This window comes from Streptomyces sp. NPDC047081, from assembly GCF_040643775.1.
Lineage (GTDB): Bacteria > Actinomycetota > Actinomycetes > Streptomycetales > Streptomycetaceae > Streptomyces.
Map to the genome: position 1 here is coordinate 1 of NZ_JBEYUY010000042.1, position 15,739 is coordinate 15,739.

General features: G+C 68.5%; 11 protein-coding genes. 1 reads left to right on the forward strand and 10 read right to left on the reverse strand.

Going from position 1 to position 15,739, the window contains the following annotated elements; genetic code table 11:
• Window positions 1-267: 267 nt before the first annotated feature.
• From ABZ848_RS44860 to ABZ848_RS44885, 6 genes are all read right to left on the reverse strand, one after another.
• The gene (locus tag ABZ848_RS44860; protein ID WP_360841506.1) at window positions 268-1,728 is read right to left on the reverse strand and encodes an aldehyde dehydrogenase family protein; all 1,461 of its coding nucleotides are present in this window, start codon (window positions 1,726-1,728) and stop codon (window positions 268-270) included.
• Window positions 1,725-3,398, reverse strand: a complete 1,674-nt coding sequence (locus tag ABZ848_RS44865; protein WP_360841508.1) for a CocE/NonD family hydrolase — start codon at window positions 3,396-3,398, stop codon at window positions 1,725-1,727. Before ABZ848_RS44865 ends, ABZ848_RS44860 begins: the two co-directional genes overlap by 4 nt.
• On the reverse strand, window positions 3,395-4,246 hold the full coding sequence (locus ABZ848_RS44870; protein WP_360841509.1) for a nuclear transport factor 2 family protein: 852 nt from the start codon (window positions 4,244-4,246) through the stop codon (window positions 3,395-3,397). Before ABZ848_RS44870 ends, ABZ848_RS44865 begins: the two co-directional genes overlap by 4 nt.
• Entirely contained in the window at window positions 4,246-5,697 is a 1,452-nt protein-coding gene (locus ABZ848_RS44875) for a carotenoid oxygenase family protein (RefSeq protein WP_360841511.1), read from the reverse strand. Before ABZ848_RS44875 ends, ABZ848_RS44870 begins: the two co-directional genes overlap by 1 nt.
• Window positions 5,698-5,778: 81 nt before the next feature.
• Complete coding sequence (locus tag ABZ848_RS44880; RefSeq protein WP_360841513.1) at window positions 5,779-6,522, reverse strand: MarR family winged helix-turn-helix transcriptional regulator; 744 nt, start codon at window positions 6,520-6,522, stop codon at window positions 5,779-5,781.
• 8 nt (window positions 6,523-6,530) lie between these two features.
• Complete coding sequence (locus ABZ848_RS44885) at window positions 6,531-7,943, reverse strand: carotenoid oxygenase family protein (protein WP_360841515.1); 1,413 nt, start codon at window positions 7,941-7,943, stop codon at window positions 6,531-6,533.
• A gap of 512 nt (window positions 7,944-8,455) precedes the next feature.
• On the opposite strand from ABZ848_RS44885, the gene ABZ848_RS44890 reads away from it, so the two are divergent.
• Window positions 8,456-10,645, forward strand: coding sequence for a SpoIIE family protein phosphatase (locus tag ABZ848_RS44890; RefSeq protein ID WP_360841516.1), 2,190 nt, complete (start codon window positions 8,456-8,458; stop codon window positions 10,643-10,645).
• Between the two features lie 357 nt (window positions 10,646-11,002).
• Here the strand turns inward: ABZ848_RS44890 and ABZ848_RS44895 are convergent, their stop codons facing one another.
• The 4 genes from ABZ848_RS44895 to ABZ848_RS44910 all read right to left on the reverse strand — a co-directional run bounded on the left by ABZ848_RS44895 (window position 11,003) and on the right by ABZ848_RS44910 (window position 15,669).
• Complete coding sequence (locus tag ABZ848_RS44895; RefSeq protein ID WP_360841518.1) at window positions 11,003-12,772, reverse strand: FAD-dependent monooxygenase; 1,770 nt, start codon at window positions 12,770-12,772, stop codon at window positions 11,003-11,005.
• A 114-nt stretch (window positions 12,773-12,886) separates the two neighbouring features.
• A complete protein-coding gene (locus tag ABZ848_RS44900) occupies window positions 12,887-13,444 on the reverse strand; it encodes a cupin domain-containing protein (RefSeq protein ID WP_360841520.1) in 558 nt (185 codons plus the stop codon).
• Between the two features lie 133 nt (window positions 13,445-13,577).
• Window positions 13,578-14,507, reverse strand: coding sequence for a VOC family protein (locus ABZ848_RS44905; RefSeq protein WP_360841522.1), 930 nt, complete (start codon window positions 14,505-14,507; stop codon window positions 13,578-13,580).
• 304 nt (window positions 14,508-14,811) lie between these two features.
• Complete coding sequence (locus ABZ848_RS44910) at window positions 14,812-15,669, reverse strand: fumarylacetoacetate hydrolase family protein (protein ID WP_360841523.1); 858 nt, start codon at window positions 15,667-15,669, stop codon at window positions 14,812-14,814.
• Between the last annotated feature and the right edge of the window lie 70 nt (window positions 15,670-15,739).

Sequence of the window (15,739 nt, forward strand, 5' to 3'; positions counted from 1 at the left end):
CTGGCGATGGGGTCGCGGGGGTTCTCCGGCGGCGTCGGATCCGCGGAGCTGGACAGCCTCACGCTCGTCTGCCCGCCGGGCGCCCGCCGCGGTCCCGCGGGGGGCGCCAGTCAGCTTCTCTTGTCCCTCCTGAACCGACCAGCCGTGGTTCGGCGTTCCCGACGAGTTCGGCCCTTGGCGCTGCGAACCCGCCCGCCGCGCGCGAGATGGGTTCCGCAGGGCTGGTCGCGGGTCTGGTGGGGCAGCCAGCCCTGCGCGACCGTCACATCACCAGGTGACGGAGTGCGGTTCGGTGTAGGCGCGCAGGCCGTCGGGGCCCATTTCACGCCCCAGTCCACTCTGCCGGAGTCCGCCGAAGGGGACTCGGTCGTCGCACGCCATGGCGTTGGCGGTGTTGATCCAGGTGGTTCCGGTGCGTAGGCCCTTGGCCAGGGCCGTGGCGCGGGTGTGGTCGCTGCTCCAGACCGAGGAGCACAGTCCGGACCAGCTGTTGTTGACCTCGCTGACGACGGCGTCCAGGTCGTCGTAGGGAAGGATCGGCAGAGCGGGGCCGAACTGTTCCTGGGAGACGATCCGCAGACCGGGGTCAGGGTCGAGGATGAGCGAGGGCCTCAGGAAATGGCCCCCGGAAGCCGCGACATCGTCGGCGAGGGTGCCCAGTTCGCGGACCTCCGCACCTGCCTCGCGCGCCTCCGTGACCATCGCGGAGACGATGTCCCGCTGCTGGGCGCTGTTGAGCGGTCCCATGGTGGTGGCCGGGTCCCATCCGGGGCCGATCCGGTGGGCGCCGACGGCTTCGGTCAACCCGGCCACCAATTCGTCGTAGCGGGACCGGTGGACGTAGACACGCTTGACCGCCATGCAGACCTGCCCCGTGGTCAGAAACGCCGCCATCGCGAGACGGCCGACGCTTTCCGGGCCGAGGTCGGCGTCGTCGAGGACGAGCGCGGGGTCGTTGCCGCCGAGTTCGAGGGTGAGCCGGGTCAGGTTCTGCGCGGCCGTCGCCATGATGCGCTTGCCGGCGGCGGTGCTCCCCGTGAAGACGATCTTGGCGACGCGGGGATCGGAGATGAGCGGGGCGACCGCGTCGTTGCTGCCGGTCACCACGTTGACGACACCAGCAGGCAGCGCTGTGGCGAACTGCTCGATCGTGCGGACGAGGGCGAGCGGGCAGGTGGGCGGCGGCTTGATGACCACGGTGTTGCCGGCCAGGAGAGCGTAGGGCAGGCTCGCGGCGAGGATGGCGATCGGCCAGTTGAACGGCACGATGATCGTGACGACCCCCATGGGGAGGGCGTGGATCTCCGATGTCAGCGGCGGGCCGTCGAAGCGCCGGGGCGGTGCGTCCAGGGAGTCGACGAGATCGAGGGCCGCTCGCCCGCGGATCCCGAAGACGTCGATCTCCATCTTGCTCTCGAAGGCGATCTTCCCGTTCTCGCGCACCAGCAGGCCCGCTCGCTCGGCCGCGGTGTCGTCGAGCGAGCCGAAGGCCTCGTCGAGCATCTCGGCACGGCGGCGGACGGGGACGGCCGACCAGCCGGGGAACGCCGCGGCGGCGGCCGCCACCGCGGACCGGGCGAGCTCCTCGGTCGCGGCGGCCGCGTGGCCGACGACCTCGTGAGGGGCGGCGGGGTTGTGGACGGCGGTGTAGTCGTCGGTGTCGACGCTCTTGCCGTCGATGAACAGGCCGGTGTGGACAGCGGCGGGGCGATCGGCGATCTCGGTCATGCGGGATCTCCTGCGGTGGGGACGGGCAGTACGGGGACCGTGAGGTGAGAATCGTGGCGGCCGCCGGTATGGACGAAGTGCGGTCCGTGGTTGACCGTCTCCTCGTGGCGGGCGTAGACGGCGGGCTTGGGGTATCGGTTGACGTCGCTGCCCTGTACGACCAGGAGAAGCCGGTCACCGGCCTCGAACCGGGTGCCGGAGGGCAGTACTTCGATGTCGAGGCGCACCGTCTCACCGGCGGCCACGGGCAGTTGCCTGCGGTGGGCGAGGACGGGCAGGTACGGGGTGGAGCGTTCGGTGTCCTGCTCGCGGTGCGAGGCACGTTGCCAGCCGACCGCCACCGGGCCGTCGTCGAACTGCGCGAAATAGGGGAAGTGGACGTGGTTTCCCTCGGCGTCGAGCTTGAACAGGGCGACGAAGACGTCCAGGTCGTCGGCCTCAGGGGCGGACATGTGGAGTGAGGCGACGGCGTGCCCGATCACCTCGGTGGGCTCGTCGAAGGTGAACTCGAACGAGGCACGGTGCGACGCGAGCCCGCTGCCGAGACTGTCGTAACTCACCGACTCCTCGGTGTCCGAGGGCTTGGGGCTCAGCGTCCCCGTTCCCGCGCGCAGGTACAGCTGCCGGTATTCCGTCTCCTCCGGAGGCCACTGTGCGGCGGTGCGGAAGTTCCCGTTGTACGAGGTCCGACGGGCCTCCATCCGGACGCGCGGCCAGTCGTGCGGGCCGGGGCCGCGGTCGTGCAGGAAGCGGTCGAAGAAGACGCGCTGTCGTTCGACGTTCGCCGGCTCGTAGTAGTAGGCCCACTTCTTGCGGCCGTGGACGTCGAGCCACTTGTGCTCGGACGAGATGCGGCGGAACCCCTCCAGGGTGCCCCGGCTGTGCAAGCCGTGGTCGGACCAGCTGGCGACCACGAAGGCGGGCACGGTGATCCGTTCGAGGTCGGCGCTCTTGGACGCCCAGAAGTCGTCGAAGAACGGGTGTGCCTCGGTCTCGGCGGCCAGGTCCTCGATCTCCGTCGTGCTCGCGCCCCAGCGCTGCTGTATGTAGGGCCAGAACGAGGTCTCCGGGATACCGCCGTGCCGGACGACCTCCCGGTAGGTGTCCGTCCAGCCCTCCCACGGATTGATCGCGGCGAGATGCGGCGGGTTCAGTTCGGCCACCCGCCACTGGGACACCGTCAGGTACGAGACCCCCGAGAGGCCGACCTTTCCGGTGCTCCATGGCCGGGTGCCGGCCCATTCGACGAGGGCGGCGTAGCGCTGCGCCTCCTCCGGCGAGCAGTAGGTCGCACGGCCCTCGGAGTACCAGGTGCCGGGGATGTCGGCGAGGACGATGGCGTACCCGTGCGGTACCCAGTACTCCGGGTCGGGGGACTCGAAGGCGGTGATCTCCGAGGTGTGTTCCGGGCGGACACCGCTGTGGGGATAGATGACACCGATGGGCGCGGGATTGTGCTTGCCGTACGGCGACCAACTGATCAGCGGGGCCGCGGGGGCGTCGTTGTCCGGGCGGTACACGTCGACGTAGACGTGCTCGCCGGGTGCGACCTCGACCGCCACGTCGCGTTCGATGAGCATGCCGGGGCGGCGCTCCAGCCGGTCCCGCGGTGGTACGCCGCCGCGGGACTCCGGGCTCGACAGGGGAGTGCGGAACAGGTACTCGGTCATGCCACCGCCTCCGCGGATTCCCCGGGCTCGGCGATGAACGGGCCGCGCATCGGGCCGCGTCGCGCGATGCCGATCCGGCGGATGCGCCCGTCGCGCAGCGTGTAGTGGATGAAGTAGTCGCCTTCGACGCTCTCGCCCCGCTTCAGCGGGCTGATGGAGAAGTCCGGGGCGTCCTCGATCGCGGTGAAGCGGGAGGTCGCCTCCAGGGCGAGCCGGTCCTCGTCGACGACGATGGCGTGTGCGGTCAGGGTCTCCCGCACCGACCGGAACATGCCGTCGTAATAGGCCGCGATGGTCTCACGGCCGCGCAGCACTCCCACCGAGGGCAACCTAAGTTCCACGTCGTCGGTGTAGAACTGGGGGAACCGTTCGGTGTTGGCGACGCTGAACGAGAGAAGGTAGTCCTGGAAGGCGCGCTTGCCAGCGGCGTCCGGGCGGATGCGGGTGGGAGCCGGGGTGACCCCGTGGTCGGCCTCCCAGGTCGCCGTGCGCAGTCCGGCGATGCGTTCGCCGGTCGGGTCGAGTTCGTAGGTGACGAAGAACTTGACGGTGGTGAACTCTCCACGGGACAAAGGGCGGAAGGCGAAGCCCGGCCGGTCCTCGGTGGCGTGGAAGTCCATGTCGATCTCAGCGGCTATGTGCGTGGCGCTCCGGGTGACGACCTGGGGTCGCATCGTCTCCCGGATCCCGTCGTGGGCTTGGTTGAGGAAGGCCAGGATCTGGTCGTGGCCCTTCAGGTCCGTGGACGAACCCGAGAAGACGGCGTCCTCGGTGAAGTAGCGCTTCACCAGGGTTTCGTCGTCGCCGGAGTTGAAGAGCTCCGCGTAGGCGGCGTGGTCGAACGGCATCAGAGCGCTCCCTCCGCACCGGCGGGGACGAGTTCGTCGGCGCCGGCCCAGCTGCCGTGGTAGCCAGGACGCAGCCGGACCGGCAGCTTCATGGTGGCGATCGGTCCCAGTTCGATCTCCTTGGCGTCGAACAGCAGGATCTCGGTGCGCATCTCGGAGACGACCCCCGCGACCTGGATGAGGAAGCCGTCCGCCTCCGCAGCCGTGTCCGAGAGGGGAACGAAGCACGGTTCCTGGAGGATCGTGCTGGGGTCGGGTGCCCTCCAGACCGTGGTGGTGCCCTTGTCGAGGTCCACGTGGGCCAGCGCGTTACGGCTCTGGCCGTCCAGCTCCATCAGCCAGCCGTGCCGGTAGTGATCCATCTGGAACCGGTCGTCGTTGCGCGGGAACTCGCCGATGAAGTCGGTGAGCGTGCGCACCTCGGAGAACCGCGTACTCGTCGAGGCCAGGTCGACGGTCCAGCGGGTGAGCTTGGCCCGCGCGCCCGCCGGGTCGAAGGGCGTGCCGTCGTAGGAGGGGAAGAACGGGAAGACGACCGAGTCGGAGACGGCGAGGTCGATGGAGACCCTGGTGCCCTCGTTGAAGGCGTTCATCACGTGCGAGGCGAACTGGTTGGGCGCGGTGAACCAGCGGAGGTCCTCGGCGCCACCGCCCCTCGGCATGACCCCCAGGAAGACGTCCTTGGTCCGGTCCCACCCGTAGTGCTGCTTGCCGGCCCTCATCTCGTCCAGGTCGCCGACCAGCGGGATCACGGGGAAGACGACGTAGTCCCGGGTGACACCGAAGTCGTGCAGCATGCAGTAGTACGGGACCTCGAACCAGGCCTCGTGCGTGATCTTCCCTTCAGGGCTGATCTCGTAGTACGCGACGTCCCGGGTCATGAGCCCCTTGGCACCGAACCCGAAGGCGATCAGCTGACCGGTCTCGGGATCCTTCTTGGGATGCGCGGTGAAGCTGACGCTCGTGAGCCCTCCCTCGAAGTCCCAGCTGCCGATCGTTTCCAGGGTCTGGGGGTTCATCGCGATCGGAGGGCTGTCCTCCTTCATGGCGAACAGTGTCCCGTTGTGCACCAGCGCGCTGGTGTTGGCCAGGCCCCGGTTGGCGTCGGCGGCCCTCGGGTCGTCGGTGGACGGGTTGCGGTACGCGCCGAACAGGGCCTCCCCGGCCTCACGCTCCAGTTCGAAGCGGGGGGTGCGTACGTAACGCCGGTTGAAGTCGACCCGGCCGTCCTTGAAGCGGAGGGACTGGACGAGTCCGTCCTCGTTGAACACGATGTCGTTCTCGACGCGTGACGGATATCGCCTGTCGGCGCCGGACTGGTAGAAGATGCCGTCGATCTCCGGAGGGATCTCGCCGACCACCTCCACATCCTCCAGCGACATTTCGAACCGACCCGGCGCGTGGAATTCCCGGCCGGCCGGGACAGGGGGGAAATGAACCACGAAAATCACTTCCTAAGGGTGTGCGAATGGGCACGGGCAATCATCGATTGCCCGCACTTTCGAGCGAAAGCGGTTCTTGCTTCCTCGTGTTTACTGGCGCGGAGGGTCGCTGAGTTGCCGGACCGCGACCTCGGCATTGCGCAGCAATAGGTCGAGAATGAGGACCGCGGCACTTTCGGGTAGGTTGCCCAGAAGCGCACGCTGACGGTCGAGTGAAATCGGGGCCAGGGATTTCACCATCGCGTCGCCCTGTGCGGTGAGCCGGTAGCGGGCCATGCTGCTGGAAGCGGCGGGCACCCTCTCCACGAGGTCGCGCTTGACCAGCCTGGACACGGACCGGCTGACACCGGCCTTGTCCACCCGGGCCCGCCGACTGAGCTGGGACACGGTCAGTGGGGCGTGGTCGAGAAGCCGGATGACCCGGAGGTCGTTGTGGCCCAGCCCGTGAGGGGCTTCCACCAGAGCGGTGGTGGTGGTCTGGATCAGCTCCGCCAGCCGGACGACCCGGACAGCGATGAGCCGGTCGAGGAGGTAGGCCTGGTCGGCGGGCTCCGCGGCATGACCAGCGCCGTCGGTGGGACGGCGAGCAGAGGCATATCGCTTGTGTGCGGCCTGCGGTGTGGTGCCGAGTACGTCTCCCAGCTGGAGCCAGGTCGCGCCGGCCGCCAGGGCCGCGGCGACGGCCTCACCGCGGGCGGCCTCCACCGCGACGGTGAAGGCGCGGAGCAGTTCCGTCTGCTCGGCGATCGCTTGCAAGGCGTCGGCCTCGGGACCGGGTGAGGCAGTACCTCGGCCTGAGCCCGGCTTCCGCGTCTCCTCCTGGCTCGTACTCATGCTGGTCCTCAGTCGAAGTAGTCGCCGTGGGTGTTGAACCCTATGTGGTGCGGCGCCTGTACGCGGCCCAGCTCGTCGAAGGTGGTCGCGTCCAGGATGAGCAGGAAGGACGAACCGGCCTTGGCGTCCAGCACGACGGACAGGACGACCCCGGAGTCCTCGCCGTCGGCGCCGGGCTTCTGGACATAGACCGGCTCTCCGGGGAAGCAGTGGTCCCGCGACCAGCGAACATCACCGCCGGTGGTGACATCGATCTTCACCAGTTCGTCGAACCAACTGCTGTCAGGTGTCCGATAGGCGGTGCCGTAGGCGAAACGGTAGTCACGCGCGTTGGCGAGCGCGTAGTTGATCCGCGGGAACTCCAGGTGCGCCTCGGAGAGCGTCTCCACCGAGACCCGGCGCCTGGACGGCCGGATCCGGTACCGACGCAGCTCGCCGTAGAAGCGCGGCTTGTGTTCCGGGTCGCGCAGGCGGTCCAGCTTCAGGGACCACACCGAGGCGGCGTCGTTCATCGCGACCACGTCGACGACGATGTCGTCACCGTCCTCGTAGGCGTTGCAGTGGTGGAAGAAGAAGAACGGCTCGCCTTCGAACCTTCCGACCACGTGTCCGCTGTGGCGGTCCACGACGATGAACTCCGTGCTGCCGTCGGGGTCCCACTTGAGGGCGTCGACGCCGCGGCCGGTGCGGGCCAGGGCCGCCGCCGAGAAGGTCATGGGCTGAGCGGTCAGCACCATGTACCGCTCCGTCATCGCGAAACTGTGCATGTACCGGGGGGTGCCGTTGGTGGGCACGCGCGCGATTTCCCGGCGCGTCGTGGTGCCGGGAGCCCAGGCGTGCACGCGGTAGGTCGGCCGCGGTCCCATGTTGGTGAAATAGGCGATCATGTCGCCGCTGTCGCGGTCGAAGTGCGGGTGGGCGACCGGGCCGAGCTGGCCGGCGACATCGGACTCCATCTTGACCTGTCCATAGGTCTCAAGGGTGTCCGGGTCGAACTCCACCGGCAGGGGGACCTCGGTCAGCGCGAGATACTTCTCGCCGATCCGGGCCACGTTGATGTTGGTGTTGTCCGTCTGCTTGGGGTCGAACATCGCCATGATGCGCTTGCCCATGATCCGACAGGGATCGGTTCCCATGGTCGCGGGTTCGCCCAGGACGCCGCGTTCGCGGATCGAGCGGTACGCGTGAGTCCGCAGGAACCGGCTGGCGTAGGCGACTTTTCCCGCACCGAACGAAAAACAATTGATCATCGCCAGACCGTCGAACCAGTGGCCCATGGATTTCGTCCCCGTCGGACTCTTCCAGTCGAGCAGAGCGGGCGTCACCCGTATCAGGCGCCCGGTCAGCCATTCCGGTACCGCACCCTCAATGGGAAGGCTGTCGTGGCGGACTTCCTCCTCCATGGTGGTGAAGCCGAGCATCCGATCCTCGCCACTCTTGGATGAAGGTTCGGCTGTCGAGGAAATTTCCGTGAGACTCACGTGATTCACCCTTCGGGATCAACGGCGCCCGCCCGCGGATAATCCGTCTCGTGGGCTTCTGGTAAGACACTGGAAACACCGTCGACAGCCACTAAAACCGGCCCCGGGTAAGGCGGTCAACACCTGGTTAACACGCAGTTCATCCGCCACTCCGGCAGGACATCAACCTGGGTTGATGTGGCTGACGGAAGCTTCTGAGCGTAATTCGCCGAGGGGCGGTCACCGGCGATGCCGTAGGCAACACGGGTGTGATGCAGGACATACTTGCGTGTGCGTGACCGGGGTGCACGTAGGCGAAAGGCTCCAGCGGTGCCGTGCAGGCGACGTTCAGATAGATGGCACGACGTGTGGCCGCCGGTGCTAGCCTGACATCAATGTGACGATATGCCCGATAGCTCTTGGTGGAGGCCGCGCGGCCGCTACCTGTCGTGCATGTGTGAGCAGGAGGCGCGGTGACGGCTGAGAAGGCTGGTTCCGTAAGCGCCGCGGAGCAAGCTGAGCGACTGCCATTCGGCGCCCGCGCGGCCGAGAGCGCGGACCGCTGGGGCGAGGAAGCGCGAAGTTCGGAGACGCTGGCCCTGGTGCTCCAGCAGGCGACGGTCTGCCTGGGGGGCGTCGGCGTGCTGGTCCATCGGTACGACCGTGCCGCCGGTCGGCTGCTCCTGGCCGCGGCCGGCGGACTTTCCCGGGCGAGCGCCGGAGCGTGGGTGGATCTCTCCGAGGAACAGGATGCCGCGCCCGCATGTGCGCTGCGGTGCGATGCCTTCGTGTATGTCCCGGGTGACAGTCTGGGCACCGGCGCGGTCGGCACGGCTGCCGTGCCCCTTCCCGGAGCCGAAGGGCCGATCGGTGTGCTGTCGGTGCTCATGGCAGAGGCGGGGGAGCCCAGTGACACGCGGCGGTCCCTGCTGCGCGCGTTGGCGAGGTGGGCCGGTGCGCGGCTCGGTGGCGATGGGCCCGGTGCGCCGTCTGGTTCAGGGCCGGTACCCCCGGCCGACCGGTCTCTCCGCATGGGCGACCTGACCGCGGCACTGGCCGAGGCCGTCACCTCCGACGAAGTGGTGAAGGCCGGCGCCACGTTCATCCTGCCGCCCTTCGGGGCCGACGGGCTGGTCTTCCTCGTTCTCGAAGGCGGCCGCCTGAACGTCGTGGGGGCTGTCGGGTATCCGCAGGAGTTCCTCAGCCTGCTCGACAGGGCGCCGCTGGCCACACATTTCTCGATCATCAAGGATGTACTGCGAACCCGTATTCCCCGGTTCGTCGAATCGCGGGCGGAGCTCGACAGAGGCTATCCGGCGATGAGACACGTGAACGAGGCGTCGCCGAAGGCGGCATGGGCGTTCCTGCCCATGATCGCCTCCGGTCGCACCATCGGCTTGTGTGTGGTGTCCTTCAGCCGGCCCCGCTCCTTCAGCGACGAGGAACGCTCTTTGCTGACGGCGTTGAGCGGGCTGTTCGGTCAGTCACTGGAGCGAGCCCGCCTGTACGACGTGGAGCACGCCCGCGCTCGGGAACTGCAGCGTGGACTGCTGCCCAGGACGCTGCCTCGCCTGCCCGCCGCCCGCGCCGCCGCCAGGTACCTGCCCGCAGGTCGGGGAGAGGAGGTGGGCGGCGACTGGTACGACCTGATTCCCCTGTCCGCCGACCGGGTGGCCGTGGTGATCGGCGACGTCATGGGGCACGGCATCGCCGAGGCGGCCACGATGGGCCGGCTGCGCACGGCCGTACGCACACTGGCCGACCTGGAGATGCCTCCCGACGAGCTGTTCAGCCGTCTCAACGACCTGGTCTCCGATCTCGGCGAGGACTTCTACGCCACCTGCCTGTACGCCGTCTTCGACCCTGTGGCCCGAACGTGCACCTACTCCCTGGCCGGGCACCCTCCACCGGTCGTCGTCCACCCCGATGGCAGTGTGCACTTTTCCGACGTGATCCCCGACCCGCCGTTGGGCGCCGCCAAGCCGCCCTTCGAGACCCACCAGTTGCAGTTGCCCGACGAGAGCCTCCTAGTCCTCTACACGGACGGGCTGGTCGAATCCCCCACCCGCGACGCCGACCAAGGACTGACCCAACTGCTGCAGGTCCTCTCCCCGGCGACAGCCGCCTCCGTCTGCTTCGAGGACGCTGACGAGAACGATGTCGGCCGACGCCTGGACGAGTTGTGTGACACGGTGGTGTCGGCTCTGCTTCCCGATCGCGATCAGACGACTGACGACGCGGCCCTCCTCATCGTCCATACAAGATGTACGGCCGCTCGTGATGTCGCCTCGCTCGACCTCCCGAACGATCCCCGGGCAGCCGGACAGGCCCGGCAATACGTCCGTGAACAGCTCGAAAGATGGGGGCTCGACGAGCTCACGCTCACAACAGAACTGCTGGTGAGCGAGCTGATCGGCAACGTCGTCCGGCATGCCACGGGTCCAATCCGCCTCTGTTTGCTGCGCAGCCGTTCCCTGACGTGCGAGGTGTACGACGGCAGCCTCACGACCCCTCGCATCCGCCACGCCAGCTACACCGACGAGGGCGGACGTGGCCTGCAGCTCGTCTCGGCCATGTCCCGGCGCTGGGGGGCCCGTTACCTCCACAACGGCAAGTGCATCTGGACGGAGCAGGATCTGCCGGTCACGCAGGTCTCCGGGTAACGCGGTCGCGCAGGCGCTCCCGCCTAATAGCCCCTGAGGTCGTCGCCTCGGTCTCTGACGGGGACGTGCTGTAGGTCTGCAGCCCGCAAGGCGTGAAATCCCACTGTGTTCTTGGGAAGGCGTCTGAAGGCTCAGCCCTTGAGGGACGTAGTGCCGGCCGGAGTACTCGACGAGTTCCTTCGGCTCGGGGATCCATCTCGAAGAGGCAGTCCAGCGTCGCGACGGTGATCTCGTTGCTGAAGCCGGGTTTGCCGTGGATCATCCTCGCCACGAACTCCAGGTCCTCCTGGCGGTCGGCCGATGCCGCGGTGTCGTAGCGCGGAGCCCGTCCGTGACCGGTGGGGGGCGGGCGGCCGTTCAGCCGAGGAGGGTGGTGAGGGCCTCCTGGAGGAGGTGCAAGGCCTCTTCGGCTTCCCAGACCGCTTCGCTGTGGCGCCAGGCGATGTAGCCGTCGGGGCGGACCAGCAGTGCTCCGGCTTCGTGGATTTCGCGGGCGCGGTGCCAGTCGTGGTAGGCGTCCTCCGTACCCTTGGCGCCCATGACGACGGTCCGCAGGAAGGGGAGATCGGCCTTGTCGGCCGCGTGCACCCATGCCTGGCCGGCCAGGCCGGTGACGAGGGAGAACTTGCCCTTCTGGGTCACGTCGAGGGTAGAGACCCTGTGTCCGCTCTCGTCGACCAACCACGCGTGCGGGATCTTGGCGCCCGGCCGGGTCGTCGCCTGCAGGTACAGCACGGGGTCGCGCTCCCAGGCCTCCTCGCCTGCCTCGGCGTCGGGGATGACGGCGCAGGATTCATAGCGCTGGTTGAGTTCGATGCCTTGGGCGTTGAACTCGGTGTTCTTCAACTCGACGGCGGCAACGAGGGCTTCGCGGGCCTCGACGCCGGCGGGGCCGGTATCGCGGATCTTCGCCAGTCCGGCCGCGACCGGGTCGGCCTGGCCCTCGGTGCGGAACGCCGCGTTGAGCGGGCCGTAGTCGACGCGGGACTGGTTGGCGCGGGCGACGATCTTCGCGCCCACCGGCACGCGCTCGTCGGAGTAGGAGTCGAGCAGCTTGGGCCCGGCCCACTTCTTGATCACGTAGGTGAGCTTCCAGGCCAGGTTGAAGGCGTCCTGCATCGACGTGTTCGAGCCGAGCCCGCTGGACGGGGGGTGACGGTGGACGGCGTCGCCCCCGCAGAAGACCCGGCCTGCGGAGTACCGGGTGGCCCAGGCCTGGTTGATCTGCCACGTGTTGACGCTCTCGATCTCGATCTCGACGTCCGGATCGCCGATCATCTCGCGGATGCGCGGCAGGACCGCCTCGTGGCTGAGATCCGGCTCCGGTCCCTCGATGTCGTACCCCCAGCCGGCGATCCACTGGTGCCAGGGGCGCACGGCCCGGAAGGTTCCCATGCCGATCTCGCCGTAGCCGGCGCCGGGGGTCATGATCCAGTGCAGAACGGCGGGTCGATGGGCGACGTATCGGGTGAGGTCGGCCTTGAAGAGGGTGTAGATGCTGCCGGCACGGCCCATGACGCCCTCGATGGGCAGGTCCAGTTCCTCCGCGATCTTGGAGCGGGCGCCGTCCGCGCCTACGAGGTAGCGGCTGCGGATGGTGTATTCGTGTCCGGTGAGCCGGTCGCGGACCGTGGAGGTGACGCCGGTTTCGTCCTGCACATGGCCGAGGTATTCGGTGCTGAAGGTGATCTCGGCGCCGCGGGCCGCGGCGTTCTTGACCAGTACCGGCTCCATGTAGGGCTGCGGGATGTCGAGCACGGGACAGGGGCTGCCCTGCAGGTAGTCGCTGAGCCGGTTTTCGCCGGTGCCCCAGGTGCGCAGCCGGGCGACCTCCTCACCGGCGAGGCCGGTGGTGAAGACGGTGTCGCCCATCAGGTTCCACGGCGTCGCGACCGAGGCTGCCTCCTGCTCCACGCCGAGGTCGCGCAGCACCTCCAGGGCACGCTGGTTGGCGATGTGCGCGCGGGGGCTGTTGGCCAGCCAGTTCCACTTGGTGACCACGCGTACCCGGACGCCGTACGTGGCCAGGGCGAGCGCGCACGTGGCGCCGGTGGGACCGGTACCGACGACGAGGACGTCGGTGTCGAACTCTTCCGTGGCGGGCGCGCCGTGCGGTGCTTGGTTCATCAGGTACTTCCCTTGCTGGTGGTGGTGTCGGTGAAGCTCCCGCGGCCCCGGCCGACGCCGGTGATTCCGGACCGCTCCAAGCGGCTCGCGTAGCCGAGTCGTTCGGCGAAGTGACTATGCGTTCTCCTTCGCCGAGTCGACCGGCTCCCGTCCACCGATGAGCACGGCCATCAGCGTCGCGGGTCTGTCACTCTTGTTGCGCCACGCGTGCCGGGTGCCGTGCTGGACGACGACGTCTCCCGCGGACAGCCGCACCTCTCCCTCGTCGAGGGCCAGCCACAGCTCGCCGTCGAGTATGACGTCGTAGTCGACGGTGGTCGTGGTGTGCATGCCCGGATTGTCCGGCTCGAACAGCTCGGCGAGCCCGGGGCTGATGCGCCCCATTTCGGCTGCGGCCGCGGCCGGATCGAAGCCCGGGTCGGCGTACACCGCGTCGGGCGGGAAGGTGACGATGATGAAGCTCGTCCCGCCCGGCTCCGGTAGCAGCGTCGGGGTGGCGACCGCGGGGTCGCTGCCCGGGTGGGTGAGTGCGGGGACTGGCGGCGTGTACCAGACCAGGGTCTGCTCGAAGCCCGGAGTCTCGGCGGCAAGCGCCGTTCTGGGCGGTTCACCGTCTTCGATGACGCGGCTCATGCCCTCGGAATTGGCTACGAGGACGCGGCGAACCTTCATGACCTACCTCCATTGGTGGGTCGGAACACTGGGGCGGAGTGGGTGACGTAGTCGGGATGACGTGGTGTCCCGTGCGAGGACTCTGGTTGTTCATCTGCGGTCCTTCGGAGCAGATGAACAGTGCAGGGAAGGGTCAGCCGCGTGGCTGATGGGCGCCGGTCATGAGTTCGGCCAGGTCGTCGGGCCGGAGGAAGGAGGGCGGCGGTGGCGGACCCCAGTTGTAACGGGCGTGCCGGCCGCTGAAGACCTCGGGCTTCCACAGGTCCTCGTCGACGATGACGTCGAGGTCGCTGTAGTACTCGGCGAAGGTCCCCGACGGGTCACGCAGGTACCAGAAGAAGTTGGATCCGACATGGTGGCGTCCCAGCCCCCACACATGGCGCGCCGGATCCGCGTCCAGCATGGCCGCGGCGCCGCGCCCGACCTCGTCCACGTCCTCGACCTGCCAGGAGCTGTGGTGCACGAACGTGACAGGGGTGTTCTGGACGAGCAGGTTGTGGTGGTCGGTGGAGCAGCGCAGGAAGGAGCCGCGGTCCTTGATGCTGTCGCTGACCTTGAAGCCGATGCCGTCGACGAAGAAGCGCATCGAGGTGGCCAGGTCGGTGGAGCCGAGGACGACGTGCCCGAGCTTGCGCGGTGCGACGGGTGCCGTTCGTGACAGGCCCTCGGCGCGGGCGTTGACGCGCAGCGGACGTCCGGGCGAGTTCGGTTCGGGGAGCGGGCCGTCGTCGTTCTGCTTGATGGGTTCGGCGATCTCGACGCGTACGGCTACGCCGCTGACCGGTTCGACCGCGCTGACGGAGGCTTCCTCGCGCCGGGCGGCGAACCCCTGGGCGTGGAGGCTCGATGCCACCTGTCCGAGGTCGTCCTGGTCGTCGGCTCCGATGGTCATCGCGACCAGGCGTCGGGTGGGGCGGCTGACCAGCCGGAGCTGCTCGCCGCCGTCGCGGGAGGCGAAACGCCCTTGGCCGAGCGGGCGCAGGCCGAACTCGGTGTAGAACTCCTCGACGGGGGCGGGGTCGGGGATGCCGAGGGTGATGTGGCGCAGGCTGTGCAGGCTCACGGCGGCCTCCTTTCCGGGACTGTGCTGGCTTGCGGGGGTGCGGGCCTGGTGCGAGGCCGCGGGCGCTGGTCAGGGCGGTTTTCGGCGGGGCCGGCCGCTTCCATGATCTCCCTGAGCCGTAGCGGACTCGGGCAGGGAGGCTGCGTCCGATGGCGGAGCGAACCCGCCCGGTGGCGAGACGGCCACAGGTGCTCGCGCACCCGGGGCGCCGGGAGGGGCCTACTCAGTCCGGCAGTAACTCCCGGACGGTGGCAGCGGCGTCGCGATCGGTCCGCCGTGTCCGACGCCGACCCGGAGCCATCGGTCAGATCTCCCCGGCGATGGGGTTGCGCAGCGTCCCGACACCGGAGATCTCGACTTCCACCACGTCGCCGGGCTGCAGGAACACCGGCGGCTCGCGGAACAGGCCGACGCCTCCCGGGGTGCCGGTCACGATGACGTCGCCGGGGGCCAGCGGTGTGAAGGTGGAGATGTAGGCGATCAGTTCCGGGATGGAGAAGATCAGGTCGGCCACGGAGGCGGACTGGCGGACCTCACCGTTCACCCGGCACACCAGGTTCAGAGCCGCGACGTCGGGCACCTCGTCCGCGGTCACCAGAGCCGGGCCGAAGCCGCCGGTGGCCGGGAAGGTCTTGCCCGTGACCCACTGGCCGGAGTGCCGCTGCCAGTCCCGGACGCTGCCGTCCTGGTAACAGGAGTAGCCCGCGATGTGAGCGAAGGCGTCCTCGGCCGGGATGCGCCGCCCGCCCTTGCCGATGACGACCGCGAGTTCGCCCTCGTAGTCGAAGGACTCGGTCTCGGTCGGCCGGATCAGCGGCTGGTCGTGGCCGACCTGGGAGTCGGCGTAGCGCGGGAAGACCGTCGGGTAGGCGTTCTCCGGACGCGAGGTCTCCTCCCTGTGCGTGCGGTAGTTGACGCCCGCACAGAGGATCTTCGCCGGGTCGGGGACCGGGGGGAGCAGTTCGACATCTGCGAGCTTCACATCGCCGGCGCTGCCCTCGGTAGCGGCCCGAACCTGCTCCAGCGCCCCGGCGGCGAGTACGGCCCTCACCGAGCCGAGTTCGGGGCTGAGCACGTCAGCGCAGTCGATGATCGCATCACTGTCCCGCGTGAGCCGCCCGAAGCTTGTACGCCCGTTGTGGCGGAAGGTGACCAGGTGCACCGCTACCTCCTGAGTGCCTCATTGCATCTGCAGGATCGTTTCTAGGGGCTAAGAGTCGATTCGTCAATGG

What these genes read in the sequence shown, in the direction of transcription:
- ABZ848_RS44860 (WP_360841506.1), bottom strand. Translation starts at nt 1,728, where the DNA reads ATGACCGAGATCGCCGATCGCCCCGCCGCTGTCCACACCGGCCTGTTC.
- ABZ848_RS44865 (WP_360841508.1), bottom strand. Translation starts at nt 3,398, where the DNA reads ATGACCGAGTACCTGTTCCGCACTCCCCTGTCGAGCCCGGAGTCCCGC.
- ABZ848_RS44870 (WP_360841509.1), bottom strand. Translation starts at nt 4,246, where the DNA reads ATGCCGTTCGACCACGCCGCCTACGCGGAGCTCTTCAACTCCGGCGAC.
- ABZ848_RS44880 (WP_360841513.1), bottom strand. Translation starts at nt 6,522, where the DNA reads ATGAGTACGAGCCAGGAGGAGACGCGGAAGCCGGGCTCAGGCCGAGGT.
- ABZ848_RS44885 (WP_360841515.1), bottom strand. Translation starts at nt 7,943, where the DNA reads ATGCTCGGCTTCACCACCATGGAGGAGGAAGTCCGCCACGACAGCCTT.
- ABZ848_RS44895 (WP_360841518.1), bottom strand. Translation starts at nt 12,772, where the DNA reads ATGAACCAAGCACCGCACGGCGCGCCCGCCACGGAAGAGTTCGACACC.
- ABZ848_RS44900 (WP_360841520.1), bottom strand. Translation starts at nt 13,444, where the DNA reads ATGAAGGTTCGCCGCGTCCTCGTAGCCAATTCCGAGGGCATGAGCCGC.